Annotated in this window: 22 protein-coding genes and 1 tRNA gene; 14 read left to right on the top strand and 9 right to left on the bottom strand. The window is 58.2% G+C overall.

Going from position 1 to position 26,088, the window contains the following annotated elements; translation table 11 throughout:
• Positions 1–62: 62 nt before the first annotated feature.
• From HNR55_RS03060 to HNR55_RS03035, 6 genes are all read right to left on the bottom strand, one after another.
• Positions 63–1,319, bottom strand: coding sequence for a D-amino acid dehydrogenase (locus tag HNR55_RS03060; RefSeq protein ID WP_166111082.1), 1,257 nt, complete (start codon positions 1,317–1,319; stop codon positions 63–65).
• Positions 1,320–1,460: 141 nt separating this feature from the next.
• Positions 1,461–2,480 carry an NAD(P)/FAD-dependent oxidoreductase gene (locus HNR55_RS03055; RefSeq protein ID WP_166111079.1) on the bottom strand — a complete coding sequence of 340 codons (1,020 nt, stop codon included), beginning with the start codon at positions 2,478–2,480 and terminating at the stop codon, positions 1,461–1,463.
• 174 nt (positions 2,481–2,654) lie between these two features.
• Positions 2,655–3,875: an NADP-dependent isocitrate dehydrogenase gene (locus HNR55_RS03050; protein WP_166111076.1), complete on the bottom strand. Its 1,221-nt coding sequence runs from the start codon at positions 3,873–3,875 to the stop codon at positions 2,655–2,657.
• Between the two features lie 270 nt (positions 3,876–4,145).
• Positions 4,146–4,589 (bottom strand): hypothetical protein, encoded by a 444-nt coding sequence (locus tag HNR55_RS03045; protein WP_166111073.1) that lies wholly within the window; start codon positions 4,587–4,589, stop codon positions 4,146–4,148.
• A gap of 232 nt (positions 4,590–4,821) precedes the next feature.
• Positions 4,822–4,897, bottom strand: a tRNA-His gene (locus HNR55_RS03040).
• Between the two features lie 78 nt (positions 4,898–4,975).
• A complete protein-coding gene (locus HNR55_RS03035) occupies positions 4,976–6,136 on the bottom strand; it encodes an aminotransferase (RefSeq protein ID WP_166111070.1) in 1,161 nt (386 codons plus the stop codon).
• 241 nt (positions 6,137–6,377) lie between these two features.
• Between HNR55_RS03035 and HNR55_RS03030 the strand changes: the two genes are divergently transcribed.
• The 10 genes from HNR55_RS03030 to HNR55_RS02985 all read left to right on the top strand — a co-directional run bounded on the left by HNR55_RS03030 (position 6,378) and on the right by HNR55_RS02985 (position 19,693).
• Positions 6,378–6,716, top strand: coding sequence for a P-II family nitrogen regulator (locus tag HNR55_RS03030; protein ID WP_025826259.1), 339 nt, complete (start codon positions 6,378–6,380; stop codon positions 6,714–6,716).
• A gap of 103 nt (positions 6,717–6,819) precedes the next feature.
• Positions 6,820–8,265, top strand: a complete 1,446-nt coding sequence (glnA, locus tag HNR55_RS03025) for a type I glutamate--ammonia ligase (RefSeq protein WP_166111067.1) — start codon at positions 6,820–6,822, stop codon at positions 8,263–8,265.
• Positions 8,266–8,476: 211 nt separating this feature from the next.
• Positions 8,477–10,894, top strand: a complete 2,418-nt coding sequence (locus HNR55_RS03020; RefSeq protein WP_373318126.1) for a glucose/quinate/shikimate family membrane-bound PQQ-dependent dehydrogenase — start codon at positions 8,477–8,479, stop codon at positions 10,892–10,894.
• 62 nt (positions 10,895–10,956) lie between these two features.
• Positions 10,957–11,205, top strand: coding sequence for a hypothetical protein (locus HNR55_RS03015; protein WP_166111312.1), 249 nt, complete (start codon positions 10,957–10,959; stop codon positions 11,203–11,205).
• The gene (locus HNR55_RS03010) at positions 11,202–11,855 is read left to right on the top strand and encodes a helix-turn-helix transcriptional regulator (protein ID WP_166111061.1); all 654 of its coding nucleotides are present in this window, start codon (positions 11,202–11,204) and stop codon (positions 11,853–11,855) included. Before HNR55_RS03015 ends, HNR55_RS03010 begins: the two co-directional genes overlap by 4 nt.
• A gap of 163 nt (positions 11,856–12,018) precedes the next feature.
• Positions 12,019–14,067: a putative bifunctional diguanylate cyclase/phosphodiesterase gene (locus tag HNR55_RS03005; RefSeq protein WP_166111058.1), complete on the top strand. Its 2,049-nt coding sequence runs from the start codon at positions 12,019–12,021 to the stop codon at positions 14,065–14,067.
• A gap of 123 nt (positions 14,068–14,190) precedes the next feature.
• Positions 14,191–15,996: a translation elongation factor 4 gene (gene lepA, locus HNR55_RS03000; RefSeq protein WP_166111056.1), complete on the top strand. Its 1,806-nt coding sequence runs from the start codon at positions 14,191–14,193 to the stop codon at positions 15,994–15,996.
• Positions 15,997–16,118: 122 nt separating this feature from the next.
• A complete protein-coding gene (gene metX, locus HNR55_RS02995) occupies positions 16,119–17,294 on the top strand; it encodes a homoserine O-acetyltransferase MetX (protein ID WP_166111053.1) in 1,176 nt (391 codons plus the stop codon).
• Positions 17,294–17,893: a methionine biosynthesis protein MetW gene (metW, locus tag HNR55_RS02990; RefSeq protein WP_166111050.1), complete on the top strand. Its 600-nt coding sequence runs from the start codon at positions 17,294–17,296 to the stop codon at positions 17,891–17,893. Before metX ends, metW begins: the two co-directional genes overlap by 1 nt.
• A 489-nt stretch (positions 17,894–18,382) precedes the next feature.
• The gene (locus tag HNR55_RS02985; RefSeq protein WP_166111047.1) at positions 18,383–19,693 is read left to right on the top strand and encodes a DEAD/DEAH box helicase; all 1,311 of its coding nucleotides are present in this window, start codon (positions 18,383–18,385) and stop codon (positions 19,691–19,693) included.
• A gap of 49 nt (positions 19,694–19,742) precedes the next feature.
• Here HNR55_RS02985 and HNR55_RS02980 read toward each other — a convergent pair whose 3' ends face one another.
• From HNR55_RS02980 to HNR55_RS02970, 3 genes are all read right to left on the bottom strand, one after another.
• Positions 19,743–20,633 carry an endonuclease/exonuclease/phosphatase family protein gene (locus HNR55_RS02980; protein WP_221441726.1) on the bottom strand — a complete coding sequence of 297 codons (891 nt, stop codon included), beginning with the start codon at positions 20,631–20,633 and terminating at the stop codon, positions 19,743–19,745.
• Between the two features lie 16 nt (positions 20,634–20,649).
• On the bottom strand, positions 20,650–21,348 hold the full coding sequence (locus HNR55_RS02975) for a carbonic anhydrase (RefSeq protein WP_166111045.1): 699 nt from the start codon (positions 21,346–21,348) through the stop codon (positions 20,650–20,652).
• A 137-nt stretch (positions 21,349–21,485) separates the two neighbouring features.
• Positions 21,486–22,103 carry a LabA-like NYN domain-containing protein gene (locus HNR55_RS02970; protein WP_166111042.1) on the bottom strand — a complete coding sequence of 206 codons (618 nt, stop codon included), beginning with the start codon at positions 22,101–22,103 and terminating at the stop codon, positions 21,486–21,488.
• A gap of 182 nt (positions 22,104–22,285) precedes the next feature.
• On the opposite strand from HNR55_RS02970, the gene folK reads away from it, so the two are divergent.
• From folK to acpS, 4 genes are all read left to right on the top strand, one after another.
• On the top strand, positions 22,286–22,801 hold the full coding sequence (gene folK / locus HNR55_RS02965; protein ID WP_166111039.1) for a 2-amino-4-hydroxy-6-hydroxymethyldihydropteridine diphosphokinase: 516 nt from the start codon (positions 22,286–22,288) through the stop codon (positions 22,799–22,801).
• A 92-nt stretch (positions 22,802–22,893) separates the two neighbouring features.
• Positions 22,894–23,265, top strand: coding sequence for a DNA-directed RNA polymerase subunit omega (gene rpoZ / locus HNR55_RS02960; RefSeq protein WP_166111037.1), 372 nt, complete (start codon positions 22,894–22,896; stop codon positions 23,263–23,265).
• A gap of 85 nt (positions 23,266–23,350) precedes the next feature.
• Positions 23,351–25,609 (top strand): RelA/SpoT family protein, encoded by a 2,259-nt coding sequence (locus tag HNR55_RS02955; protein WP_166111306.1) that lies wholly within the window; start codon positions 23,351–23,353, stop codon positions 25,607–25,609.
• Complete coding sequence (acpS, locus tag HNR55_RS02950; protein ID WP_166111034.1) at positions 25,606–26,013, top strand: holo-ACP synthase; 408 nt, start codon at positions 25,606–25,608, stop codon at positions 26,011–26,013. Before HNR55_RS02955 ends, acpS begins: the two co-directional genes overlap by 4 nt.
• The last annotated feature ends 75 nt before the right edge of the window (positions 26,014–26,088 follow it).

Genomic DNA, 26,088 nt, shown 5'->3' with positions numbered 1-26,088 from the left:
AAAAGGGCCGGAGAAGAAATTCTCCGGCCCTTTTATTGTGCCTGCTGGTTTGTAGCCACCGCTTAACCGTAGCGGGTTAAGGCCAGATCCAGTGCGGGAATATCGGTTTTGCGGCCATCAATCATGTCTGCAATCAGGCGACCGGAGCCGCAGGCCATGGTCCAGCCTAATGTGCCGTGGCCAGTGTTGAGCCATAGATTACCAAAAGGCGTGGCCGGGCCAATAATGGGCGTGCCATCGGGCGTGCAGGGGCGCAGGCCGGTCCAGTATGTGGCGGCACTCAGGTCGCCCCCGCCATACAGTTCGGAAAAAGAGAGTTCCAGTGTTTCCCGCCGGTCGGGGCTGAGCTTGAGGTTATATCCGGTCAGTTCCGCCGTGCCGCCCACCCGTATCCGGTTGCCCAGACGCGTGATGGATACTTTGTAGAACGCATCATTCACCGTAGAAACCGGGGCATGGCTCTCATCCGTCAGGGGGAGGGTCAGCGAATAACCTTTAACGGGGTATATCGGCAGGTGTAGCCCAAGTGGGCGTAGCAGGCGGGCGCTGTAGCTGCCCAGAGCCATCACATAGGCATCTGCGCTCAGGTGCCCTGCACTGGTCCTGACGGAAACAACCGTGCCTGCCGTGGCGTCCAGCCCCTTGATGATGGTGTTGTAAAGAAAGCGCACCCCCTTGGCTTCGGCCATGCGGGCAAGCCTTTGGGTAAAGATATGTGCATCTCCCGACTGGTCATTGGGGAGGAACAGTCCGCCTTTGAGCAGATGGGCCGCATGGCGTAACCCCGGCTCGTGGTCCAGAATATCGTCCACGCCAAGTAACTGGTGGGGTATTCCGCTTTCGGCCAGCAGGCGCATGTCGCGCTGGCTTTTGCTGATCTGCTGGTCAGTCCGGAAAAGCTGGATCAGCCCTTGCTGCCGGTCATCAAAGGTCATGCCGGTTTCCTCGCGCAGGGCGTCGAGGCAATCGCGGCTGTATTCGGCCACGCGGAGCATGCGGGCCTTGTTGAGTGCGTAAGACTGCGCGTTGCAGTTCTTAAGCAGTTGCCGCAACCAGCGCAGCATGGCCATGTCCAGCCGTTTGCGAATGACCAGCGGGCTATGGCGGGGGTGCAGCATCCATGTCATGGCCTGCCAGGGCAGGCCGGGTGCGGCCCAGGGGGAGGAATAACCGGGCGAAACCTGACCCGCATTGGCAAAGGATGTTTCCAGGGCTGGGGCAGGCTGGCGGTCTATAACGGTGACGTCATGCCCCAGAGCGTTCAGGTACCAAGCGGAGGTCACACCAACCACGCCTGCGCCAAGGATAATGATTTTCACGGCTGCATCCTTATAAGAGGATGGGAGAGAACTCTCCCGCCAGTATGGAAACGGGGCCTGCGGGACACCCTGCCTTTACCCCCGTACCCGGCAAAGGCGGTGGCATTATGGCAGGCGGCCCGGCAGGTCGAACGGCGCAGATTACGCGGCGGGAACGCCCTTGCTGGTCGAATATTCAAAGTGCAGGGCCTGCTCGGGGTAAATAATGGGGTGAATGGCGTGGGCAGCCATGGCGGCCTCGCTAAAGCCCTGCAGGATCAGCTTGAGCTTGCCGGGGTAGGTTGCCACATCCCCAATGGCAAAAATGCCAGCAAGGCTTGTTTCGCAACTGGAGGGGGTAACGGGAATGGTGGAACGCTGGGTATCCATTCCCCAGCGGGCAACAGGGCCAAGGTCGGTTGCCAGACCAAAGAAGGGCAGCAGCACATCGGCTTCCAGCGTGCGGGTGGCGCCGTCCATGTCAATCACATCCACGCCGGTCAGCGCACCATTGGCGCCTTGCAGGCCGTGGAGCTGGTAGGGCACCACTTTTTCAATCTGCCCGGCGGCTACGGCTTCATCAAGCTGGCGCAGGCTTTCCGGTGCGCCACGGAAGCGGTCGCGCCGGTGTACCAGATAAAGTTTTGCAGCCGTGTCCTTGAGGGAGAGCGCCCAGTCCAGCGCGGAATCCCCGCCGCCAGCAATCACGATGCGCTTGTTCTGGAAGTCTGCCTTGCGGCGCACATAGTATTGCACCGCGCCACTTTCCTCATATGCGCCAAGGCCATCCAGCGGGGGGCGGTTGGGGCCAAAAGCGCCAGCACCGGCGGCAATAATCACGGCCTTGGCGTGCAGATGAGCGCCCTTGTCCGTGGTGAGCGAGAAGTCCCCGCGCTGGCCGCTCAGCCCCTCGACCCGGTGCCTGAGCAGGCGGGGAATATCAAACGGGGCAATCTGGCGTTCCAGATTGGCAATCAGTTCGGCCCCTTCCACGGCGGGGCAGGCGGGAATGTCGTAAATCGGTTTTTCGGGGTAAAGGGCCGCGCACTGGCCGCCCACTTCGGGCAGAACATCAATGAGCACACAGCGCAGGCGCAGCATGGCGCATTGGAAAGCGGCAAACAGCCCGGCCGGGCCTGCCCCTATAATGGCTACGTCTGTTTCTGCGGGGATGACTGACATGCGCAGGGTCCTGCTCTTAAGGTTATGCTAAGATTCAAAGCCCTGTTTTGCGTCAGCGTCGGTTTGGACGCAATGGCAAAAGGCATGGTTCGGAGCATATTTGGCAGGCTCTGCGGTGCGTACTGGTGGGGGTATAAAAAGCAGGCCCGCATGTGCGGGCCTGCCAGTCCGGGTTCAGGCCTTGGCCAGTTCTTTTTTCAGCCGTGCGTCCAGCACATCCAGGAAGTCCTGAGTGTTGAGCCACTGGGCGTTTTTGCCAACAAGCTGAGCAAGGTCCTTGGTCATCTGCCCGGCTTCCACCGTATCAATGCACACTTTTTCCAGTGTGTTGGCAAAGTGCACCACGTCCGGAGTGTTATCAAACCGGCCGCGATAGGCCAGCCCGCGAGTCCATGCAAAAATGGAAGCGATGGGGTTGGTGCTGGTGGGGTTGCCCTTCTGGTGTTCGCGGTAATGGCGGGTCACCGTGCCGTGGGCGGCTTCGGCTTCCACCACATCGCCAGAGGGGCTGAGCAGGACGGATGTCATCAGGCCCAAGCTGCCAAAGCCTTGTGCTACAATGTCGCTTTCCACATCGCCATCGTAGTTCTTGCAGGCCCACACATAGCCGCCGGGCCATTTGAGGGCGCAGGCCACCATGTCATCAATCAGGCGGTGTTCGTAGGTCAGGCCCAGTTTTTCAAATTCAGCCTTGAACTCGTTTTCATACACCTCGGCAAACACGTCCTTGAACATGCCGTCATAGGCTTTGAGAATGGTGTTCTTGGTGGACAGGTAAACCGGCAGCCCGCGGTCGCGCCCGTAGGAGAGGGAGGCCCGGGCAAACCCTTCAATGGATGCGCGGGTGTTGTGCATGCCCAGCGTTACACCGGGGCCCTTGAAGTCATGCACATCCAGCGTAATGGGCTCCCCCCCGTTATCTGGCACATAGTTCAGCGTGACCTTGCCGGGGCCGGGAATTTTTGTTTCCACAGCGCGGTAGATGTCTCCGTAGGCATGGCGGCCAATCACGATCGGCTTTGTCCAGTGAGGCACCAGACGGGGCACGTTGGAGCAGATGATGGGCTCGCGGAAAATGGTGCCGTCCAGAATGTTCCGGATGGTGCCATTGGGGGAGCGATACATTTTTTTCAGGCCAAATTCCTTCACCCGGGCTTCGTCCGGTGTGATGGTGGCGCACTTGACCGCAACGCCGTAGCGCTTTGTGGCTTCGGCGGCGTCAATGGTGACCTGATCATTCGTGGCGTCGCGGTGTTCAATGCCCAGATCGTAGTATTTGAGGTCAATATCCAGATAAGGCAGGATCAGCCGCTCGCGGATGAAGTGCCAGATAATGCGGGTCATTTCATCCCCGTCCATTTCTACAACCGGGTTTTTGACCTTGATTTTAGCCATGATTACCAATCCATTTCCGACATGGTTTTCTTGTTCGTTCTCACAAATGCTGCGCAATCTGTATGACTGTCATACACTGTATGGATTGAGCACCTTGCCACAGCCGTAAACTGTCTCGCACTTCACATTCGGGACAGGAGAGCCGGGTTTCAAGCGTATATCTGGCGGAAGCAGGCCGTTTTTGTGCCGGATTGGCCCTGTTCATCACAATCTGGTCAGGTCCGCAGGTGGTGGGGTGCGGAAGATTCAGGCTCTGTGGTCGGGCGTGACTTAACGGCCAGGTGCGGCTGGAACCGGCTGCAAAATAGGGTCCATGGGAGTGGACATCTGTGCCTTCTGTTGCGCAATGGCCGAGTTTTCCTGCTCCTGAATAAGCCCGATCTCACTCCCGAACTGATCGGGGGTGTAAATGCCATCACGCAGGTGCCGGGCGGCCTCAACCCCTTTTGAGGCACCATCCATGTAAATGGGAGCATAGGGGCCGTAAGCCTGCTGCCCGTATTTCTGGGTGGCTCTGGCCAGACAGGTCATCAGCTTGCTCATGTTATCCTTGGCAACCTGTCCGGGACGGGTCTGGTAGGTGTCCAGACAAGTCTGTTTGGCCCGGTACAATGCGGCCTCAGCCGGTGGCGTGTTGGGTGGAGCCACGGGGGCAGTGCAGGCCGGAAGCATGATCAGGGCGAGCAGGCTTATGGGGGGCAACGTGCTTTGCATTCTGTGGTTTTATGCCATTGCCACGGTGTTGGAAAATACACCAAACCGGGATTCTGGCCTGAACCAGCCGGTAGCCTGCATTTTTTTGTGGAGGAGGGGGCTGGTGGAGCCCGCGTGTTTATACTTGCTGCGAGCTTGCAGCAGTATTGCCCCACATGCCACGGCTGTGCTGCCGCTATGGCAATCTAGGGACTGGTGGGTTTGGAAAACCTGATTTTAAAAGGGAATATGCTGGGGCGAACGACGGGACTTGAACCCGCGACCACCGGTACCACAAACCGGCGCTCTACCAGCTGAGCTACGTCCGCCGCACAGCAAGCGGACGTTTAGAGAAAAGAGTGTGGTCCGTCAATTGGATAATTGCGGAATTGGTGGAAAAAACCGTTTTACCGGTTTTTCCACGCCTCCATGCGGTTCAGCGCCTCTATAAGCACTTCGGGACGTTTGCAAAAGGCAAAGCGGATCAGGTTGCGGGGCGGTTCGGCTGCGTAAAATGCGGAAGCGGGAATGGTGGTGACACGCGCCTGCTCCGTAAGCATGCGGCTAAAGGCCACATCGTCCTGCCCGTTGGCCAGCGGGGTAATGTCGGCCATGATAAAGTAGCTCCCCTGATAAGGCAGCACACCAAAACCCAGACGTTGCAGGCCGGAAGCAAGGATTGTGCCCTGCGTGGCCATGTCCTGCGCAAGGGTGGTAAAATAGGCTGTGTCCTTGTTCAGCCCGAATGCCACGGCGCGTTGCAGGTTGGGCGGGGTGGCAAACACAAGGTTCTGGTGTGCCTTGGCAATAACGGTAGCCAGTGGGGCGGGTGCCGTGATGTAACCTACCTTCCAGCCGGTCAGGGAAAAACTCTTGCCTGCACTTCCAATACGCACGCAGCGCTCACGCATGCCGGGCAGGGACATGAGCGAGATGTGCGGGGTGTTGAACACCAGATGTTCGTAAACCTCATCGCAGATGGCGAACGTATCGTGCTGCTGTACCAGCGTGGCAATAAAGGCCAGTTCGTCTGCCGTGAACACCTTGCCGGTCGGGTTCATGGGGGAGTTGAGGATAATTGCCTTGGTGCGGGCGGAAAAAGCATCGGCCAGCGCCTGCCGGGGCAAAGCCCAGTCTGGTGCCTGTAGCCGCACAATGCGCGGCACGCCGCCCAACTGGCGGATCACGGGCAGGTAGGTGTCGTATAATGGTTCCATCAGCACTACCTCATCCCCCGGCTCGATCAGGGCCATAAGGGATGCCGCCAGTGCTTCCGTTGCGCCGGATGTGACCACGACTTCCGAATCGGCATCGACCGCAATGCCCTGAAAGCGCAGGTTGGCCTGCGCCACGGCTGCGCGCAGTTCGGGCAGTCCTGTCAGGGGTGCATACTGGTTCTGTCCGTCAAGCAGGGCATCGGCTGCAAGGCGAATCATGTCCTGCGGGCCTTCCTGGTCAGGAAAACCCTGCCCGAGGTTAATGGCGTCATGCTGGCGGGCCAGCGCGGACATGACCGTAAAAATTGTAACAGGAAGATCGGCAAACTGCCTGTTAAAAACTTTTGTCATTACAAATTCCCTTGCCCGGCAGGCGGAAAAGAAGAAAGAAGGAGGCGGAGCGAAAACGGTCGGGATGAAATTTCTGTTTAATGCTTTACCGATACAAATCCGCATCTACCCGATTGCCCGACGGGTCAAGCCGTGCAAGTGTGTTCGGGTCTGGTGCCTGAGGTTTGTAACGGGTCAGGCAAAAGAACAAGAGAGTACAGGCCCCCACGCGGGTCCAGCAACGGTGTGTTGACGACGCGAGATGAAAAAGATCGAGGCCATTATAAAGCCCTTCAAGCTTGATGAAGTGAAGGAAGCCCTTCACGAGCTCGGGTTGCAGGGTATTACCGTGATCGAAGCCAAGGGTTTCGGACGCCAGAAAGGCCATACGGAGCTTTATCGCGGCGCTGAATACATTGTTGACTTTCTTCCAAAGATGAAAATTGAGGTTGTCTGTCCTGCTTCCATGGTGGAGCGCGCTGTGGAGGCTATTTCCACGGCGGCGCGCACCGGACGGATCGGTGATGGCAAAATTTTCGTGATTCCGGTGGATGATGTAGTTCGAATCCGCACGGGTGAGCGAGGGGAAGACGCGATCTGATCCCTGCTGTATGTCAGCAGGCTCGGGCAAGGCGGGCTCCACAATTCCACGGCATGTTTCCGCAGGGTGCGGAACATAAACAGGCTTTTTAGGTGAAGAGAGCATGGTGAAGAAAACAGCTTCGGCGGGCGACAGCAAGGCTGCTGCAATTGCCAAGGTTTTTGACCTGATTCAGGAACATTCGGTCGAACTGGTTGACCTGCGGTTTACGGACACGCACGGCAAATGGCAGCACACGTGCCAGCACGTCAGCACCATTGAGGAAGACAGCTTTACCGACGGCTTTATGTTCGACGGGTCTTCCATTGCAGGCTGGAAAGCCATTAACGAAAGCGACATGGTTCTGCTGCCCGATCCCACATCGGCTGTTATGGACCCCTTTTCCGCCCGTCCGCAGCTTATTCTGTTCTGCGATATTATCGAGCCGTCCACCGGGCAGCCCTATAACCGCGACCCGCGCTCCACCGCCAAGCTGGCCGAGCAGTACCTGAAGTCCTCCGGTCTGGGTGACACGGCCTTCTTTGGCCCCGAAGCCGAGTTCTTCATTTTCGATAACGTCCAGTTCGGCACGGGCCCCAACTACGGCACCTACCAGCTTGACAGCATCGAAGGGCCTGATGCGTCCCTCAAGGACTACCCAGAAGGCAACATGGGCCATCGCCCCGGTGTAAAGGGTGGTTACTTCCCCGTTGCTCCCGTTGACAGCGAAAGCGACCTGCGCGCTGAAATGCTGGCAACCATGGGCGAAATGGGTCTGGCCATTGAAAAGCACCACCATGAGGTTGCGCAGTCCCAGCACGAACTTGGCACCAAGTTTGAAACGCTGGTCCGCTCCGCCGACTTCATGCAGATTTACAAATACTGTGTGCACAACGTGGCGCACTCCTATGGCAAGACCGCCACGTTCATGCCGAAGCCGATCTTTGGCGATAACGGCTCGGGCATGCATGTCCACCAGTCCATCTGGAAAGACGGCAAGTCCACCTTTGCTGGTAATGGCTATGCGGACCTGTCCGATACGGCGCTGTACTACATCGGCGGTATCATCAAGCATGCCAAGGCGCTGAACGCCTTCACCAATCCGTCCACCAACTCCTACAAGCGTCTGATTCCGGGCTTTGAAGCACCCGTACTGCTGGCATATTCTGCCCGCAACCGCTCTGCTTCTTGCCGTATTCCGTACGCAACCAGCCCGAAGGCCAAGCGCGTTGAAGTGCGCTTCCCCGACCCCACGGCCAACCCTTATCTGGCATTCTCCGCAATGCTGATGGCGGGTCTGGATGGTATCAAGAACAAGATCCACCCTGGCGATGCCATGGACAAGGACCTGTACGACCTGCCGCCCGAAGAACTGAAGCAGATCCCGACAGTTGCTGGCTCCCTGCGTGAAGCGCTGGAAGCTCTGGCCGCTGACCACGAGTTCCTGCTGGCTGGTGGCGTGTTCACCAAAGACCAGATTGAAAGCTACATCACCCTGAAATGGAATGATGTGTACCGTTTCGAGCACACACCGCACCCGATTGAGTTCGAAATGTACTACTCCGTCTAATCTCTGGCCCCTCGGGGCTGAGGAATGGATGACTAAAAGGCGCGACCCTCGAATGGGGGTCGCGTTTTTTTTGTGACTTATCCTGAAATGAAAATTTATTCATTTTTCGATTATAATATGATAGATTTCTTCGTAAATAACATTGATCAACTCTGAATAACCGTTTCACTCCAGTAAAATGGTGTTCTGCAACGCAAGGAGAATGCCGGTCATGCAAGGCGGCCGTTCCCATAGTCTGTCAAAAATCACGGCGCTGTTCTGCGTTGTGCTTGGTTTTGTTCTGGCGGGGGGAGGCGGCTGGCTGGCCGTTCTGGGTGGTTCCGCTTTTTACGCGGTATGCGGTCTGGCTCTTGTGGTAACCGGAGGGCTGCTCTGGATGCAGCGGCGCGAGGCATTGTGGCTTTATGCGGCCGTTGCTGCGGGCACACTTGTCTGGTCCGTCACCGAAGCGGGGTTTGACTTCTGGGCACTGGCACCCAGAGGGGATGTTATTCTACCGCTGGGAGTGTGGCTGCTGCTGCCTTTTGTAGCAGGGGCGTTGCAGCCAGCATCCATCTGGAACCGTGTTCCCCTGCTGGCGGTTATTGTGGCCGGGTTGGGTGTCTATGGCTATGCGCTTACGCAGGACCCGCAGGATGTAACGGGTGTGCTCCCCCGTGCGCAGGCTATCCATGCGGGTGTGCAGCTTCCGGGTGAGGTGGCCGCTGTACCGGCGCAGGACTGGCCCGCCTATGGGCGCACGCAGGCGGGGGACCGCTATTCCCCCCTCAATCAGATAACAACGGGCAATGTGGATAAGCTCAAGGTTGCCTGGACCTTTAGAACCCACGACCTGCGCGGACCGGATGATCCGGTGGAAGTGACGGATGAGACAACGCCGATCAAGGTTGGCAACACGCTCTACCTGTGCTCACCCCATCAGGTCGTGTTCGCGCTGGATGCGGCGACTGGCAGGCAGGTCTGGCGGTTTGACCCCAAGCTGGTGGTTAACCCGACATTCCAGCATCTGACCTGCCGTGGTGTGTCCTATGCGCTCACGCCCCCCCGCGCAGCAGACGGTGCAGAGGTGCTGGATGGTGCGGCAACGTCAGCCTCCTGTGCGGAGCGTATTTTTCTGCCCGTCAATGACGGGCGGCTGGTGGCGCTGGATGCAAAAACGGGTCAGGTATGCCCAGCCTTCGGCAATAAGGGCGTTGTGGACCTGACCGAAGGCATGCCTATGCGCGTCCTCGGGTTTTATGAGCCAACGTCACCTCCCGTGGTCACGGACAAGCTGGTTATTATCTCTGGCGCGGTTACGGATAATTACTCCACGCACGAACCCTCGGGTGTGACGCGGGCGTATGACCTGTATAGCGGCAAGCTGGTCTGGGCGTTTGATCCGGGGAATGAGGATCCGAACCAGCTCCCCTCCGACAGTCACGAATACACGCCCAATTCGCCTAATTCGTGGATTGTTTCGGCTTACGATGCCAAACTGGGACTTATCTATATTCCTACCGGTGTGGCAACGCCCGACATATGGGGTGGCAAACGGACAGATGTGCAGGAGCGGTACGCATCAGGCATTCTGGCGCTGGATGCCCGGACAGGGCACAAGGTCTGGTTCTACCAGACGGTCCACCACGACCTGTGGGACATGGATGTACCGGCCCAGCCCAGCCTGATCGACTTCAGGCAGGAAGATGGCACGGTTATTCCCGCGCTGTATGCTCCGGCCAAAACAGGCAATATTTTTGTGCTCGACCGCCGTAACGGCCAACTGCTGGTGCCAGCGCCCGAACTGCCTGTACCGCAGGGTGCCGCGCAGGGCGACCATGTCTGGGCAACGCAGCCGTTTTCTCAACTGACTTTCCGCCCCAAAAACAGGCTGACGGATGGGGATATGTGGGGTGCCACCATGCTGGACCAGATGGTGTGCCGCATCATGTTCAAGAAACTGCGTTACGAAGGACCGTTTACGCCGCCTTCCGTGCAGGGCACGCTGGTTTTTCCCGGTAATCTGGGCATGTTTGAATGGGGCGGTCTGGCCGTGGACCCCGTGCGGCAGGTGGCGTTTGCCAACCCCATCGCCATTCCGTTTGTCTCCCGCCTTGTGCCGCGTCCGACAGATAATCAGGTTGTGCCACCAACCACGCATGACCCCGCCGCAAGTGGGGGAGAGAACGGGTTGCAGCCCCAGTACGGCACACCGTTCGGGGTGGAACTGCATCCGTTCCTGTCCCCCCTTGGTATTCCGTGCAAGCAGCCCGGCTGGGGCTATGTGGCCGGGGTGGACCTGAAGACCAACAGCATTATCTGGCAGCACCGGAATGGCACAACACGGGATAGTTCCCCCCTGCCATTTGGCTTTAAGGTGGGCATTCCCTCCCTTGGTGGGCCAATTATTACCGCAGGTGGGGTCGCGTTCCTGACCTCCACAGCCGATTATTACATCCGTGCCTATGATGTGACGACCGGCAAGGTCCTGTGGGCGGACCGTCTGCCCGCGGGTGGCCAGTCCACCCCCATGACGTATGAAGCCAATGGCCGCCAGTATGTTGTTACGGTCGATGGCGGACATGGCTCCTTTGGCACGAAGGAAGGGGATTACATTGTGGCCTATGCCCTGCCCGAAGCATCCCGCTGATAACGGGCAGGACCACGGAGTAAGCCTTGCAGTTCCGTGCGGGATCGGTGATCCTGCACGGAATGTGGAATGACCCTTACCTGGAAACATGCTGCCGCTCCGCCCTGCACAGGCTCTACCTTGCCGGTGCATGTGGCCGCCCCTGCGGCCTGATGGATGGCCCATGCCTTGAGCGGCTCGAGCGGATGGGGCTGGCTGAGCGCACGGCACAGTCACGCTTTGTGGCAACAGATGCAGGGCTGGCCCGCCATGCGCAGGAAGTGCTCAGGCATCAGGGCAAGCCTGCACCCACTTCATCCCCCCGGTCATGATCGCGCAGTCGCAGGTCTTCTGGCACACGCTGGATATGCTTGCGCGTGAGCGGGGGTTTACGCCTTCCGCCCTTGCACGGGCGGCGGGGCTGGACGCCACGGCGCTCAATCCTTCGCGCAGGGTGGGGGCGGGTGGTGTCATGCGCTGGCCGTCGCTGCCCACGCTTTTGCGGGTGCTGGACGTTTTGCAGGTGCCGCTGGCGGTTTTTGCCCGCTCCGTTGCAGGGGAGGGGCTGAATCCGACCATGCCGGACGAAGGCGGGGGACTGTTGCGTACCCTTGCGTATTCCATGCTCCAGCAGACTGGCGTGTTTGACCAGTACGGGCTGCCCTGTGGCCCGGTGTGGGAGCATGAGGCCTCGCCCGGTCAATGGTGGGGTGAGCCTGATGCCTATGTTGTGCGGGTGGATACTGATGGTATGGAGCCAGTTGTGCGTGATGGCGGGGCGGTTGTTGTGGTGCCGTCACTTCCACTGCGGGAGGGGGACAGGGTTCTGCTGCATGGCCCCGGTCGTGAGCCTGTTATGGGGTTGATGCTGCATGGACCGGAAGGGCCTGCCGTCTGCTCTTTTCGCGGGGGCGAGGTGCATGCACCTCCCGCGCGGGAGGATAAGGTGTGGGTGCACAGGATTGTCATGATGACGGTTTGAGAAAAACTCTTTTTAAGGAGTATAGGGAGTGTTTTTTTTAAAAGACCGTGCCGAATAATGTTGCATAGAAGATGATTATGGCGGCATTGCTGGTCAGTTTTGGGTTTTTTATAGCAGATTATTTTAAAATGTACTGTTTTTTCAATGTGTTGAAAATTGGGGCATGCGTCGGATGAGGGTTGTAGGGTGCATTATTGGCCAGCATGACCTCGGGCTGGTCTGTGTGGCCATCGTGTTGTGCATTTCTGGTGCCGGAGTGACCGCCTCTTTGTTCCAGCATGCTTTGCGGGCCAAAAACAACCAGTGGTACGCGTGGCTTTTTTTGACCTCTCTTTCAGGCGGGATTGCAATCTGGTGTACACACTTTGTGGCCATGTTGGGGTACGTTGGGAATACCCCCGCACGGTTTGATCCTTTGCTGACCAGCATATCCCTGCTGATTGCCGTTTTTGGCAGTACAATCGGCTTTATGCTGGCGACCTGCCGTTTTGCCCGTTTTCTGCCCGAACTGGGTGGCGTTACGGTCGGACTGGCTATTGTTGCCATGCATTATACTGGCATGCTGGCTTACCGCGTGCAGGGGCAGACATTATGGAACGTGCCCTGTCTTGTGCTTTCGGTGCTGGCAGCCATTGTGCTGTGTGTGCTGGCTGTGCGCGCCGGGGTTCGGCCCGGGCGATGGGCCAGTGCCTGTATGGCCGCTGTGCTGGCGCTGGCGGTTCTGTCCGTCCATTTTATTGGCATGGCGGCCTACCATGTGCAGGCTGGCTCTTCTGTCATGCAGAGCATGGAGCACTCCGAGGATACGCTGGTTCTGGCCGCAGCCATTGCCATCATGTCTTTCCTTATCCTTGGGGGTGGGCTGGTCAGCGGCATGATTGATGACAGTTCACGCGCGGAGTCGGTGGAAAAGCTGCGGCGGATGGCCCTGCACGATACGTTGACCGGCCTGCCCAACCGGCTGAACTTTCATCAACGTCTCGACCGTGAACTGGACTGGGCGCGTGAGAACAACGGCAGGCTGGCGCTGATCGGGATCGACCTGAACAGATTCAAGGAAATTAACGACCTGCGTGGCCACAGTGCGGGGGACGAGGTTCTGCGCATTCTGGGGTGGCGGTTGCGGGGATTGCAGAATAACAGGAGCGGCGAGTTTATTGCCCGCACCGGAGGGGACGAGTTTCTGGCTCTGTGCCGTGTTGTCTCGACCGAACAGACCAAGGGTTTTTTGCACAGGCTGGAGGAAGCCCTGTTCAAGCCCATCCGGTTTGAGGATACGGAAGTGCGGCCCGGCGCCAGTCTGGGCGTGGCCATATGGCCCGACCATGCAGCGGACAAGGAAACCCTGATCAACAATGCTGATCTGGCCATGTATCGCGCCAAGGCCGAGCGGGGGCGACATCCGTGTTTTTATGAACCCTCGATGGATGAAAAAGTGCGCATCCGGCGCAAGCTCTCCGCGGACCTGCGCCAAGCGGTCGAGACCGGGCAGTTAACCATCTGCTATCAGGTGCAAAGAGTGGTCGCCACGGGGGAAATCCGTGGCTACGAGGCACTGGTGCGATGGGAGCATCCCACACAGGGCACCATTATGCCGGATGATTTTATTCCGCTGGCCGAAGAGAGCGATCTGATCCTGCAGATTGGGGAGTGGGTGCTCCGCTGCGTCTGTGCCGAGGCCGTGCAGTGGCTCCAGCCCTATACGGTTGCGGTCAACCTGTCGGGCATGCAGTTTGTCCACTCGGACATTGCCCGCATTGTAGCCAATATTCTGAAAGAAACAGGGCTGCCCCCCCAAAGGCTGGAACTGGAACTGACAGAATCGACCTTTATTGCCGATCAGGCCCGTGCTTTGCAGGTGCTGCACCAGATCAAGGATATGGGGGTCAGTCTGGCGCTGGATGATTTTGGCACTGGGTATTCCTCGCTGGATACGCTGCGCCGTTTTCCTTTTGACCGCATAAAGATTGACCGCTCATTTTTTGGGGTCATGCAGACCAGCGAGCATACACAGGCGATTGTGCGCGCGGTTCTGGCTTTGGGCAGGGCGTTTGGCACTTCGGTCATGGCGGAGGGGATCGAGACCGCGGAGCAGTTGAGCATGCTCAATGCCGCCGGGTGTTATGAGGCTCAGGGGTTTCTGCTGGGACGGCCCGCAACACTGGCCGATATTGTTAAAAATGGCCAGATCACCATGAATGGCGCCCTCTAGCCAGCGTGTCCGGGAGGGGGGCAGGCAGGGCAGAGCACCCCTGCGTTAAAAAAATGTGCTAAAGTGGTGCCCAAGGCAGAGGAACAGGCTGACTTTTCTCTTTATTTACCGTAAAGGGGCAGCATGACCGATGTACCCCTTTCGCTCATCCGCAATTTTTCCATCATCGCCCATATCGATCATGGAAAGTCCACTTTGGCCGACCGCCTGATTCAGGCGTGTGGAGCCCTGACTGCCCGTGAGATGACCAATCAGGTTCTTGATAACATGGATCTGGAGCGGGAGCGTGGCATTACCATTAAAGCGCAGACCGTCCGGCTGGCCTATCCCGCCAAGGATGGCAAGACCTATGTGCTGAACCTGATGGACACGCCCGGACATGTTGACTTCGCTTACGAGGTCAGCCGCTCTCTGGCTGCGTGTGAAGGCTCGCTTCTGGTGGTGGATGCCTCCCAGGGGGTGGAAGCCCAGACCCTTGCCAACGTGTATCAGGCCATAGACGCCAACCACGAAATCGTACCCGTGCTCAACAAGGTGGACCTGCCTGCGGCAGAACCTGAGCGCGTGAAGGCGCAGATCGAGGAAGTGATCGGCATTCCCGCCGATGATGCGGTCGAGATTTCGGCCAAGACCGGCCTGAACATCGAAGGTGTTCTGGAAGCTGTAGTCACCCGCCTGCCGCCCCCCGTAGGGGATGCGGAAAAACCGTTGCAGGCCATGCTGGTGGATAGCTGGTACGACCCCTATCTGGGCGTGATCGTGCTTGTGCGGATCAAGGAAGGCCGGCTGAAGCGGGGCATGAAGGTGCGCATGATGTCCTCTGGTGCGGTGCATCAGGTGGATCAGGTGGGTGTGTTCGCCCCGCGCATGACATCGGTGGAAAGCCTTGGTCCGGGTGAGATGGGGTTCATCAACGCCGCCATCAAAACCGTGGCCGACTGCAATGTGGGTGACACGATTACCGATGACCGCCGCCCCGCCGCGACGCCGCTGCCCGGCTTTAAGCCTTCCATTCCGGTTGTGTGGTGCGGTCTTTACCCCATTGTCTCGGATGATTTTGAAAAACTGCGCGACAGCCTTGCCAAGCTGCGCCTGAATGATGCGTCTTTCCACTACGAGGCGGAAACATCGGCAGCCCTTGGCTTCGGCTTCCGCTGCGGCTTCCTTGGCCTGCTGCATCTGGAAATCATTCAGGAACGCCTGTCCCGCGAGTTCGATCTCGACCTTATCGCCACAGCGCCGTCCGTTGTGTACAAGGTCTACCGCACCAATGGGGAGATGGAAGAACTCCACAACCCGGCCGACATGCCCGATGGTTCCCTGATTGAAAAAATCGAGGAACCGTGGATCAAGGCCAACATTATGGTGCCGGACGAATATCTGGGTGCAGTCCTGACCCTGTGTACGGAGCGACGTGGTACGCAGGTGGACCTGACCTATGTTGGCAACCGCGCCATGGCTGTTTACCGCCTGCCCCTGAACGAAGTGGTGTTTGACTTCTATGACAGGCTCAAGTCGCTCACACGCGGCTATGCCAGCTTTGATTATCAGATGGATGGGTACGAAGAGGGCGATCTTGTACGCATTTCCATTCTGGTTAATCAGGAGCCGGTTGATGCGTTAAGCTTCATAGCCCATCGTTCCGCCGCGGAAACACGGGGTCGCTCCATTTGCGCACGGCTGAAGGACCTTATCCCCCGGCAGTTGTTCAAAATCGCTATTCAGGCCGCCATTGGTGGCCGCGTTATCGCGCGTGAAACCATTGGAGCGCTATCGAAGGATGTGACGGCCAAATGTTATGGCGGGGACATCTCGCGTAAGCGCAAGCTGCTGGAAAAGCAGAAAGAAGGTAAAAAGCGCATGCGCCAGTTCGGTAAGGTGGAAATCCCGCAGAGCGCCTTCCTTGCCGCGCTCAAAATGGAACACTAGCTATTCAGTACCGGCTGCTGCCATATATGTGGCCGGTAAACCCTGGTCTGGCAGTGCCGGTGTAATCGGGGCTGATACGGTTTTTTACCCGGTCTTGCCGGGTTGGAGAATGCAGCGGGTTCATGAACAGCACAACGCCCCTTACCGTTGGTGAGCACCCGCATGCCAGTTTTCCCGAAGGGGTGGAACTGGACTGTGGTGTAACACTGGCACCTGTTGATATTGCGTATTGTACGTATGGTCAGCTTTCGGCCAACAAAGACAATGCCATTCTCATCTGTCATGCCTTTACCGGCGACCAGTATGTGGCGGAAACACACCCCCTTACGGGTAAACCCGGTTGGTGGGAGCGTATGGTCGGGCCGGGCAAGCCGATTGATACAAACCGCTTTTTTGTAATCTGCTCCAATGTTCTGGGTGGCTGCATGGGCAGCACGGGGCCACGCTCCCCCAGAACCGACGGGCAGGAAGCGCCGGGCGAGTTATGGGGCACCGCATTCCCCCCCATTACCATCCGCGATATGGTGCGCGCCCAGCACAAGCTGGTGCGTAGTCTGGGCATAGAGCGCCTGTTTGCCGTGGTGGGCGGTTCCATGGGGGGCATGCAGGTGCTCGAATGGGCCGTGACCTACCCCCAGATGATGCGCGCCGTGATGCCCATAGCCACAGCGCCTTTCCATTCAGCCCAGAACATTGCGTTTAACGAGGTCGGGCGGCAGGCCATTATAGCCGACCCGGACTGGCGGGGCGGACGTTACTGGGAGGCGGGTGTCGTGCCCGCGCGGGGGCTGGCTGTGGCCCGTATGATGGCGCATATTACCTATCTGTCGGAAGAAGTGCTGACCCGCAAGTTCGGGCGGCGCATGCGGCGTGGGCCAGTTGGCGGGCAGGGACCGGAAGGCCCGGTTTCTACATTCGGTGATATTTTTGAGGTGGAATCCTACCTGCGCTATCAGGGTTCAAGCTTTGTCCGCCGGTTTGACGCCAACTCCTACCTGAGCATCACGCGGGCCATGGACTGGTTCGATATTGCCGCGGATCATGATGGGGACCTGACCCCGGCTTTTGCAGGCACGGCAGTCCGGTTTTGCGTTGTTTCCTTTTCCTCGGACTGGCTGTTCCCCACATCGGCCGCGCGTACACTGGCCCGCGCCCTGAACAGGGCCGCTGCCAATGTGTCGTTCGTCGAGATTGAAACAGATAAAGGCCATGATGCCTTTCTGCTCGAAGAACCGGATTTTGACCGCACGGTGCGCGGCTTTCTGTGCGGTGTGGCCGAACATGCGGGGTTGTTCTGATGCGTCTCGACCAACGCCTGATTGCGGACATGATCGAACCCAAAACCCGTGTGCTCGACATCGGGAGCGGGGATGGCACACTGATCGGCCATTTATACCGCGAACGTGGGTGCGATGCCCGTGGCATTGAACTGAACATGGAACTGGTGACACGCTCCGTAGCCCACGGCCTGCCCGTCGTGCATGGGGATGCGGACCACGATCTGGCCTATTATCCCGACCATTCGTTTGATTATGTAGTGCTCCAGCGCACATTGCAGGCTGTGGAACGCCCAAGGGAAGTCCTGCGGCAGATGCTGCGCATAGGGCGGTATGCCATTGTGTCCTTCCCCAATTTTGGGCACTGGCAGTTGCGGCTGCGCCTGCTGCTTGGCGGGTGCATGCCCATGACGGCCGTATGGCATACCCCGTGGTATGAGACGCCCAATATCCACCCCTGTACGATTCGGGATTTTCTCGAACTCTGCCGTCAGGATGGATATATCGTGGAAAAATGGCTGGCGGTGGATGAAGATGGCGAGCGCGCTCCGTGGCGGCGGTCCATACGGCTGGCCAATCTGTTTGGCGAACAGGCGCTGTTTCTGCTGCGCAGGCGCTAGTGTAGTCTGGCGCGGGAGTAGTACAGCGGCTGGATTTATGGGCAGGTATTAACAGTCTCCTGAAAAATAAGTTAGAATTCAGTGCATTCATTTCCTCCTCAAGCCGGACGGCGCATGGAGCCTATGCGCAAAAATATATTGAAAATACTAGTTATATGATAGGAATCCTGTATATATCGGGTGTCTGATAATCGTGATTTGCAGATGGTATGACAGTTCTGCGGGCTGCTTATTTTCGGACCAATATGGTACGGAACCCTTGCGGGGCACGCGCACTGCTTTTATATAATCCTTTCAGGACAGTCTGTGCGGGATGCATTTTTCCGAAAATTTCTTATTCTGTCTGTAATGTAATAAAATTCATGCTGACCTGTCAGTAAGGTCTGGCTTAGAGACGGTTCTGCTCTGTTTTAATTCTGGTTTGCAGTGCGTGACTGAAAGTAAGGCGGACGTGACTCGTTTTCAGGTGCATGGAGAGGTTGCCCCTAAATGACTACTTTTTCGGATCTGAAACTAGCTGCACCCCTGTTGCAGGCGCTGACGGACCAGGGGTACGAAATACCGACCCCAATCCAGGCCGGTTCCATTCCCCATCTGCTCGAAGGGCGTGATCTGTTAGGTCTTGCGCAAACGGGCACAGGCAAGACCGCGTCTTTTGCACTGCCGATCCTGCAGCATCTGCACAACAACCCCAAGGCTGCAACGCCCAAGCAGCCGCGCGTTCTGGTGCTGGCTCCCACGCGTGAACTGGTTGCCCAGATCAGCGACAGCTTTAAAGCCTATGCGCGTTACATGAAGTTTTCTCAGGCCGTGGTGTTTGGCGGTGTGGGGCAGGGGCGGCAGGTTGAAGCCATGCGCCGTGGCGTGGATGTGCTTGTAGCCGCACCTGGTCGTCTGCTGGACCTGATCGGTCAGGGTTATATTGACCTTTCCGGGCTGGAAGTTCTGGTGCTGGACGAAGCCGACCGTATGCTGGATATGGGCTTTGTGCGCGATATTCGCCGGATCATGAGCTATGTTCCAGCCCAGCGGCAGACCCTGCTGTTCTCGGCCACCATGCCAAAGAGCATTGAAGATCTGGCAGCCTCCCTGCTGAGCAACCCGGCCCGCGTGGAAGTGGCGCCACCGTCCAGCACGGTGGACCGTATCCAGCAGGCCATCATGTTCGTAAACGGCACAAGCGACAAGCGCGATGCGTTGCTGACCATGGTCGAATCTGACAAGGTTGCCCGTGCCGTGGTGTTCACGCTCATGAAGCATGAAGCCAACAAGGTTGCCGAATTCCTGAACAAGAACAGCGTTGTGGCCGAAGCCATTCATGGCAACAAGTCTCAGGGCGCACGCGAACGGGCCATGAAGGGCTTCCGGGCTGGTTCGGTCAAGGTTCTGGTAGCAACGGATATTGCTGCCCGCGGGATTGACGTGGACGAAGTCAGCCACGTGTTCAACTATGACCTGCCCAATGTGCCGGAAAGCTATGTGCACCGTATTGGCCGTACGGCGCGTGCCGGGCGCGATGGCTGGGCTGTTTCCTTCTGCGATGCGGAACAGCGCGCATGGCTGAAGGATATTGAAAAAACAATTGGCAAGTCCATTCCCGTCGTCCGCGATCATCCGTGGCATTCGGAAGAAGCCGAGTTCTCCACGCAGCGTCCACCTGTTCTGGGTGGCGGCGGCGGTGGCCGGGGTCGTGGTGGTCCGCCGCGCAATGGTGGCGGTGGTGGCGGCCGTGGTGGCCCGCCGCGTCGTTCTGGTGGTGGACGTCCGGGGTCTTCGCACAGGTCCGGTGCTCACGCCTGAGCGTGTTGAGGTGCAAAAAAAGCCGCTACGGTTTCCGTAGCGGCTTTTTTTATGGTGGAATCTGGTGTGGTATTCTTAAGGTTATGGAAACGGGGCAATGATCACTCAGTGTTCGTGCGCCGTCCTGTGGTAAAACCATAACACGCAGGGAATCCGGCTGTGCCCATTTGGAAGCGTCTCCCCCAAGAAGAATGTGATCAATAAAGCTGCTGCCGTTCTGGCAGGGGCTGGCGCGCCCGGCCGTAACAAGTTCCAGCGGTGTGATCTGGTTTAATGCCATGAACAGGGGGTCCGTGCGCGTCATGCGGCGATTAAAATCCCCGATGATGGCAAAGGCTTCCCGATTTTTTGTTCTTTGGAGCAACCAGTCCTGAAGTGCGCGGAATTGCTGGAACAGAATGGGGCAGGAATGGCGCGTTTCGGATAATGGGTTGTCCCAGCAGCCAGTTTTAAGATGAACAATCAGAACCCGTAAATCTGCACTCTCCGTGCTTACAGTAACATCCAGCCCACTGCGCAGGCGGTGGCGTGCTGCGGTGGGGCTGAGTGCCAGAGCGGTTACGTCCGGGTTGCGTTTGACGCGCAGGCCCTGACGCACCGCAAGAGCGGTATGCTGGGGAATGTCATCCCCGGAAAGAAAAAGCTGATAATCCTGCGTGCCAAACAGACGGGCAAGTGTTGCCGTATCCCCGACTTCCTGCAAGCCGATCAGGTCGGGGTGCAGACGTTTGGCATAGGTGGCTAATGCGGCAAGGTCATCCGCTGTTCTATGGGGGATGTCGTCTGGAATTTGCGGAGCGTGCTGCATCTGGCTGTCCAGCAGCCATTCCACGTTCCATGTGCTGATTTTCAGGGTTTGTGCAGGCGTTGCAAAACCAGTAGCAGGCAAAAAAAGGCCGACACCCGCCAGAACGATCAGGCCCAGACGGTGTGCCGGCATGCAGAAGACCGAAGTGTCAGGCAGTTTCCTGCTCGGTCTGTTCCTGCAGTTTTTCAATAATGCCACTGATCGGAACAGTTGTGCGGGTCTGCTCATCCAACACCGAGATTTCTCCGGTGCCAATGTCGTAGAACCATCCCTGCAGGAAGAGCGTGTTACGCGCAAGCCCTGCTGCAACGGCAGGATGTGTGCGCAGGTGTGCAAGCTGGAGAAGGACGTTCTGTTCAGCAAGGCAGCGCACGGTAGCGGGCCCAGCATCCTCGGAATGCAGGGTGTTCATCGTGGCGGCCCGTGCGGCTTCGGCGTTGCGGAGCCAGCTGCGCACGGTGGGCATTTTATCCAGCCCGTTCTTTTCGGGTTCGAGTAGCGCTTTCATGGCGCCACAGTCGGAGTGGCCGCACACGATAATGGAGGATACTTCAAGCCCGAGGACCGCATATTCAATGGCGGAGGAAACACCCCCCAGCATTTCCCCATATGCGGGAACAAGGTTGCCAATGTTGCGCAGAATAAACAGATCACCCGGTTCGGTCTGGGTGATCAGGTTAGGGTTGATGCGGCTATCGGCACAGGCAATGAACAGCGCGCCGGGAGCCTGCCCTTTGGCCAGACTGGCAAACAGGGCTTCCTTCGCGGGGAAAATTTCGGTGTTGAAGTGCTCAACACCACGCAGGAGAGAAAGCAGCTTGCTTCTGGCTTCGGAACATGTCGGCATCAGTTAACTCCAGAAAACCTTGACGTTTGGCCTGTAGCAGGCCCATGGCCCCCTAACAGGGGCAATGTTAGGCCAAACGTGTGAGGGACAGATACGTTTTAGGGCATAAAGCAAAATTCTGTTTTGTAATATTGCACTTAGCTCAGCGGATCATCCTCGGGTTCACTCATCTGGTCAGCCGGGTGGCGGACTGGTGCGGGGTTGGTGCGGGGGCGGCTGGATTCGGTCTGGCGGCGTGTAAAGTTGGCTCCCAGAGAGGCGAGCTCAAGGAACTGGTCGGCCTGCCTGCGCAGATCATCCCCGATCAGGGGCGGGGAAGAGCGCATGGACGAGGCAACGGAAACGCGCGTACCCTGCCGCTGCACGGCCTCGACAACCCGGCGGAAGTCTGAATCCCCGCTGAACAGAATGGCGTGGTCTATATGTGGGGCCATTTCCATCATGTCCACCGCGATTTCGATGTCCATGTTGCCTTTGACGCGGCGTTTGCCGGTCGAATCCGTAAATTCGCGCGCGGGCTTGGTCACAAGGAAATAACCGTTATAGGAGAGCCAGTCGGTCAGTGGCTTAAGCGGGGAGTAATCCTCCGTGTCCAGAATGGCGGCGTAATAATAGGCGCGGATTATATGCGTTTTGGCTGCAAAAAATTCGAGCAGTTTTTTGTAGTCAACGTCAAATCCAAGGCTGCGCGATGTTGAATACAGGCTTGATCCGTCAATAAAAAGACAGGTTTTTTCATCTTTTTTCAGGTTCATGAGCATGGTCCTCTAAATACAGTCACTGTTGTTTCTTTTGGGTTTCGATTATGCGGAAATGAAATTTTTATCATGCGCTTCGTAATGAAAGCCCCTCTGGCTGTTAGTTTGCGGGGCGCTCTTATAAAAGAGGCTCCAATTGTGTTCAAAACAAGATATTCCACTCAGGTGTGAGGCATTGGATGGCGGAAGAGAGAAATCATACCAGATCGGTCCTAATAGCAATAGGTGCAAATCTGCCTCAGGGAGGGCAATCCGCGCTGGAAAGCTGCGAACAGGCCGTGCAGGCCCTGCGCCATGTGCCGGGGTTGCGTGTGCAGGCTGTTTCCCGCTGGTATGAGAGCGCGCCCATGCCGCCATCGGGGCAGCCTCCTTACGTGAATGGGGTTGTGCTGGGTGTGACGAGTCTGCCTCCTCTGGTCTTGCTGGATCATCTTCAAGACATAGAAACGCAGCAGGGCCGTGTGCGTTCCGTGCCCAATGCCGCGCGCACACTTGATCTGGACATTATAGATATGGACGCGCTGTGTCAGACTGCGGAGCGGCTGGTTCTGCCGCATCCACGGGCTCATGAGCGCGCCTTTGTGCTGTACCCCCTGCGCGATGTGCAGCCTGGCTGGGTGCATCCACGCACCGGACAGCCGCTTGAACAGATGCTTCAGGCCGTTGAAGGGCAGGAAATCCGGGTGATCGGGTAATAAGCCTTTCCTGTCGGGGGTGGATGCGGTAATATGTCCTTTCTGTCTTTTTTATCTTATTTCTGTGCTGAACTGTCTGGAGGCTCTTCGTAATGGCCCGCGTCACCGTCGAAGACTGCGTTGAAAAGGTTCCAAACCGCTTTGAACTGGTGGTGTACGCCGCGCAGCGCGCCCGCAACATCTCCCGTGGCGAGGAGCTGACCATCGACCGCGACAACGACAAGAATCCTGTCGTTGCCCTGCGTGAAATTGCGGATGAAACCGTGCAACTGCCCGCTCTGCGCAACGATCTGATCCGTTCGCAGGCCCGTGAGCCCGAACCCGAACCTGTGGAAGAAGATGTGCAGGATCTGGTGCCGACCGAACAGAACATTTTCGGTCTGCAGGAAGTCTCCGCCGAGGAAGAAGCCGCCGATGACGTGCGTGCGATTGAAGCGGCTCTGACCGGTCGCGCACGGCGGTAAAAGGCGCGTGGACCAACCGGGCGGCGATATTCCCGTTCACACCTCTTCCCCTGAGCGGGAGGGGGGTGCCCCGGTTGAGGCATCTATGGTGCCTGTAATCCCTCCTGGGCGTGAGGGGGAGATCGGCTGCGAGCGGCTGGTTGCCAAGGTGCTCAGTTATGCGCCGCAGGCCGATGTCCAGTCCATTCGTCGTGCGTTTGATGTGGCTAACCGGGCGCATCAGAGCCAGATGCGCGACAATGGTGATCCCTATATAACCCACCCTCTGGCTGTTGCCATGATTCTGGCGCGCTTCAGGCTGGATGTGCAGTCCATCTGCACCGCTTTGCTCCATGATACCATCGAAGATACCGGCGTTACGTATGATACGCTAAAGGCCGATTTCGGGTCGGTTGTGGCTGATCTGGTCGATGGCGTGACCAAGCTGACCCGGCTGGAACTCCAGTCTGACCGCACCAAGCAGGCCGAGAATTTCCGCAAGCTTGTGCTGGCCATGTCCAAGGATATTCGTGTCCTTCTGGTCAAGCTGGCGGACCGCCTGCACAACATGCGCACCCTCCATTTTGTGGAGCGGCAGGACCGCAGGCAGCGCATCGCGCGTGAAACGCTCGATATTTATGCGCCGCTGGCCGAGCGTATTGGTATGGACCGGGTCAAGACCGAACTCCAGAACCTCTCCTTCGCGCAGCTTGAGCCCGAGGCCGATACCACCATCCGCACGCGCCTGAACTACCTGCGGGGGCAGGGGGCGGATGTTATTGAGGACGTGCGGCGCGAGCTGCTGCGCCTGTGCCATGAAGCGGGGCTGAAGGACGCTCAGGTTTCGGGGCGTGAGAAATCGCCTTATTCCATCTGGGAAAAAATGCAGCGCCGGAATGTGGCGTTCGAGCAGTTGTCCGACATCATGGCTTTCCGCATGATCGTGAACACGCGCGAGGACTGTTATATGGCGTTGGGCGCGGTGCATGCCGCCTACCCCATGATCGCCGGGCGGTTCAAGGACTACATCTCCACCCCCAAGGCCAACGGGTATCAGAGCCTGCATACGGGGGTTACGCTGCGTTCTCCCCGTAACCAGAAAATAGAAGTGCAGATCCGCACGCAGGCCATGCATGACGTGGCCGAAAACGGCGTTGCTGCCCACTGGGTGTACAAGGAAGGTGGCACCAGCAGCCCTGACGAGGACGGATATGGCGGCGTACGCCGCCCACGCTGGGTGCAGGACCTGCTGGAAATTCTGGAAGCCTCATCCGCTCCCGATGAGTTTTTGGAAAACACCAAGCTTGAACTTTACCAGGATCAGGTTTTCTGTTTTTCCCCCAAAGGGCAGCTTATCTCGCTCCCGCGTGGGGCAACGCCAGTTGATTTTGCCTATGCGGTGCATAGCCAGATCGGGGATACCTGCGTAGGGGCCAAGGTTAACGGTCGCCTTATGCCGCTGCGGCATGAGCTGGAAAACGGCGATCAGGTCGAAATCATGACCGCCCGTGGTGGCGCGCCCTCTCCTTCGTGGGAGCGGTTTGTCGTTACCGGCAAGGCGCGTGCGCGCATCCGCCGTTATGTGGCTCAGCAGCAGCGTCAGGTTTCGCTGGATAATGGACGCGCAGCACTGGCCAAGGCCTTCCGTCAGGAAGGTGTGGATGGCTCCGAAAAGATCATGGAGACCACGCTCAAGGCGCTCAAGCAGAGTTCCTTGCAGGATCTGTATGTTGCGGTTGGCGCCAGCAACCTGAACGCGCGGGATGTGGTGCATGCCGCCTACCCCGAACTGCGGCGTGTGCAGCGTGTGCCGCGCATGCTGGCTGGCCTGCCCGGTGTGCTGGGTACGGCAGGGCCACGGCCACGCGGTGCGCCTGCCATGCGCCGTCCATCGGGTGGGGCGGTGCCGCTGGTCGGGCTTGGGGCCGGTGTTGCCGTGCATTACGCAGCCTGCTGCCACCCCTTGCCGGGGGACCGCATTGTGGGTGTGGTGGCAACAGGCAAGGGCGTGACCGTGCACACACGCACCTGCCAGACGCTGGAAAGTTTTGCCGCAACGCCCGAACGCTTTTTGGATGTGGACTGGGATTACGACGCCATGGCGCGTGCCGGTGGAACCGGGCAGATGCGCGTTGGCCGTATCAGCATTGTAGCCGAAAACGAGGGTTCTGTGCTGGCATCCATTACCAATACGATTTCCAAGTGCGATGCGGCTATGGTCAATCTCAAGATCGTGCATCGCCAGCTCGACTTTACCGAAATCCTGCTGGATGTGGAGGTGCGTGACCTGCGCCACCTGTCCTCTGTTATTGCCGGGTTGCGGGCTGTATCGGGTATTACGCAGGCGGACCGGGCCAAGTCATGACCCTGCTGGCAACTGGTGTGGACCTGTGCGACATGCGGCGGATCGAGCAGGTCATGGAGCGGTTTGGGGAGCGTTTTCTGGACCGTGTTTTTACGCCATATGAGCGTGCCAAGGCTGAGCGGCGTGTGGGGGCTGCCAGAATAGGCACTTACGCCAAACGCTGGGCCGCCAAGGAGGCATGCGCCAAGGCGCTGGGTACGGGTTTTGCCTACGGGGTTGCGCAAAGCCAGATCGGGGTGGAAAACCTTGCATCGGGCCAGCCGGTTCTGGTGTTAACGGGGGTCGCGGCCCGGAAGCTGGCCGAGCTTGTGCCCGCAGGCCACAGGCCTGAACTGATGCTGAGCATGACCGATGAACCCCCTTATGCGTTTGCACAGGTGTTTATCTCGGTCCGCGCGGGTTGACATCACACCAAGCTCACGGCTTGATCCGGCGGATTTTATTTTTCTGGCATGATTATGGGAGCAGATGGGGCAGCG

It is taken from the genome of Acetobacter lovaniensis (assembly GCF_014207635.1).
Classification (GTDB): Bacteria; Pseudomonadota; Alphaproteobacteria; order Acetobacterales; family Acetobacteraceae; genus Acetobacter; species Acetobacter lovaniensis.
Note: the sequence above shows the minus strand (reverse complement) of the source record. Positions and strands in the feature narration are given on the sequence as shown.

Coding starts and splice junctions, on each gene's coding strand:
- HNR55_RS03055 (WP_166111079.1), bottom strand. CDS start 2,480: ATGTCAGTCATCCCCGCAGAAACAGACGTAGCCATTATAGGGGCAGGC.
- HNR55_RS03050 (WP_166111076.1), bottom strand. CDS start 3,875: ATGGCTAAAATCAAGGTCAAAAACCCGGTTGTAGAAATGGACGGGGAT.
- HNR55_RS03045 (WP_166111073.1), bottom strand. CDS start 4,589: ATGCAAAGCACGTTGCCCCCCATAAGCCTGCTCGCCCTGATCATGCTT.
- HNR55_RS03035 (WP_166111070.1), bottom strand. CDS start 6,136: ATGACAAAAGTTTTTAACAGGCAGTTTGCCGATCTTCCTGTTACAATT.
- HNR55_RS03030 (WP_025826259.1), top strand. CDS start 6,378: ATGAAAAAGATCGAGGCCATTATAAAGCCCTTCAAGCTTGATGAAGTG.
- glnA (WP_166111067.1), top strand. CDS start 6,820: ATGGTGAAGAAAACAGCTTCGGCGGGCGACAGCAAGGCTGCTGCAATT.
- HNR55_RS03020 (WP_373318126.1), top strand. CDS start 8,477: ATGCAAGGCGGCCGTTCCCATAGTCTGTCAAAAATCACGGCGCTGTTC.
- HNR55_RS03015 (WP_166111312.1), top strand. CDS start 10,957: ATGTGGAATGACCCTTACCTGGAAACATGCTGCCGCTCCGCCCTGCAC.
- HNR55_RS03010 (WP_166111061.1), top strand. CDS start 11,202: ATGATCGCGCAGTCGCAGGTCTTCTGGCACACGCTGGATATGCTTGCG.
- HNR55_RS03005 (WP_166111058.1), top strand. CDS start 12,019: ATGCGTCGGATGAGGGTTGTAGGGTGCATTATTGGCCAGCATGACCTC.
- lepA (WP_166111056.1), top strand. CDS start 14,191: ATGACCGATGTACCCCTTTCGCTCATCCGCAATTTTTCCATCATCGCC.
- metX (WP_166111053.1), top strand. CDS start 16,119: ATGAACAGCACAACGCCCCTTACCGTTGGTGAGCACCCGCATGCCAGT.
- metW (WP_166111050.1), top strand. CDS start 17,294: ATGCGTCTCGACCAACGCCTGATTGCGGACATGATCGAACCCAAAACC.
- HNR55_RS02985 (WP_166111047.1), top strand. CDS start 18,383: ATGACTACTTTTTCGGATCTGAAACTAGCTGCACCCCTGTTGCAGGCG.
- HNR55_RS02980 (WP_221441726.1), bottom strand. CDS start 20,633: ATGCCGGCACACCGTCTGGGCCTGATCGTTCTGGCGGGTGTCGGCCTT.
- HNR55_RS02975 (WP_166111045.1), bottom strand. CDS start 21,348: ATGCCGACATGTTCCGAAGCCAGAAGCAAGCTGCTTTCTCTCCTGCGT.
- HNR55_RS02970 (WP_166111042.1), bottom strand. CDS start 22,103: ATGAACCTGAAAAAAGATGAAAAAACCTGTCTTTTTATTGACGGATCA.
- folK (WP_166111039.1), top strand. CDS start 22,286: ATGGCGGAAGAGAGAAATCATACCAGATCGGTCCTAATAGCAATAGGT.
- rpoZ (WP_166111037.1), top strand. CDS start 22,894: ATGGCCCGCGTCACCGTCGAAGACTGCGTTGAAAAGGTTCCAAACCGC.
- HNR55_RS02955 (WP_166111306.1), top strand. CDS start 23,351: ATGGTGCCTGTAATCCCTCCTGGGCGTGAGGGGGAGATCGGCTGCGAG.
- acpS (WP_166111034.1), top strand. CDS start 25,606: ATGACCCTGCTGGCAACTGGTGTGGACCTGTGCGACATGCGGCGGATC.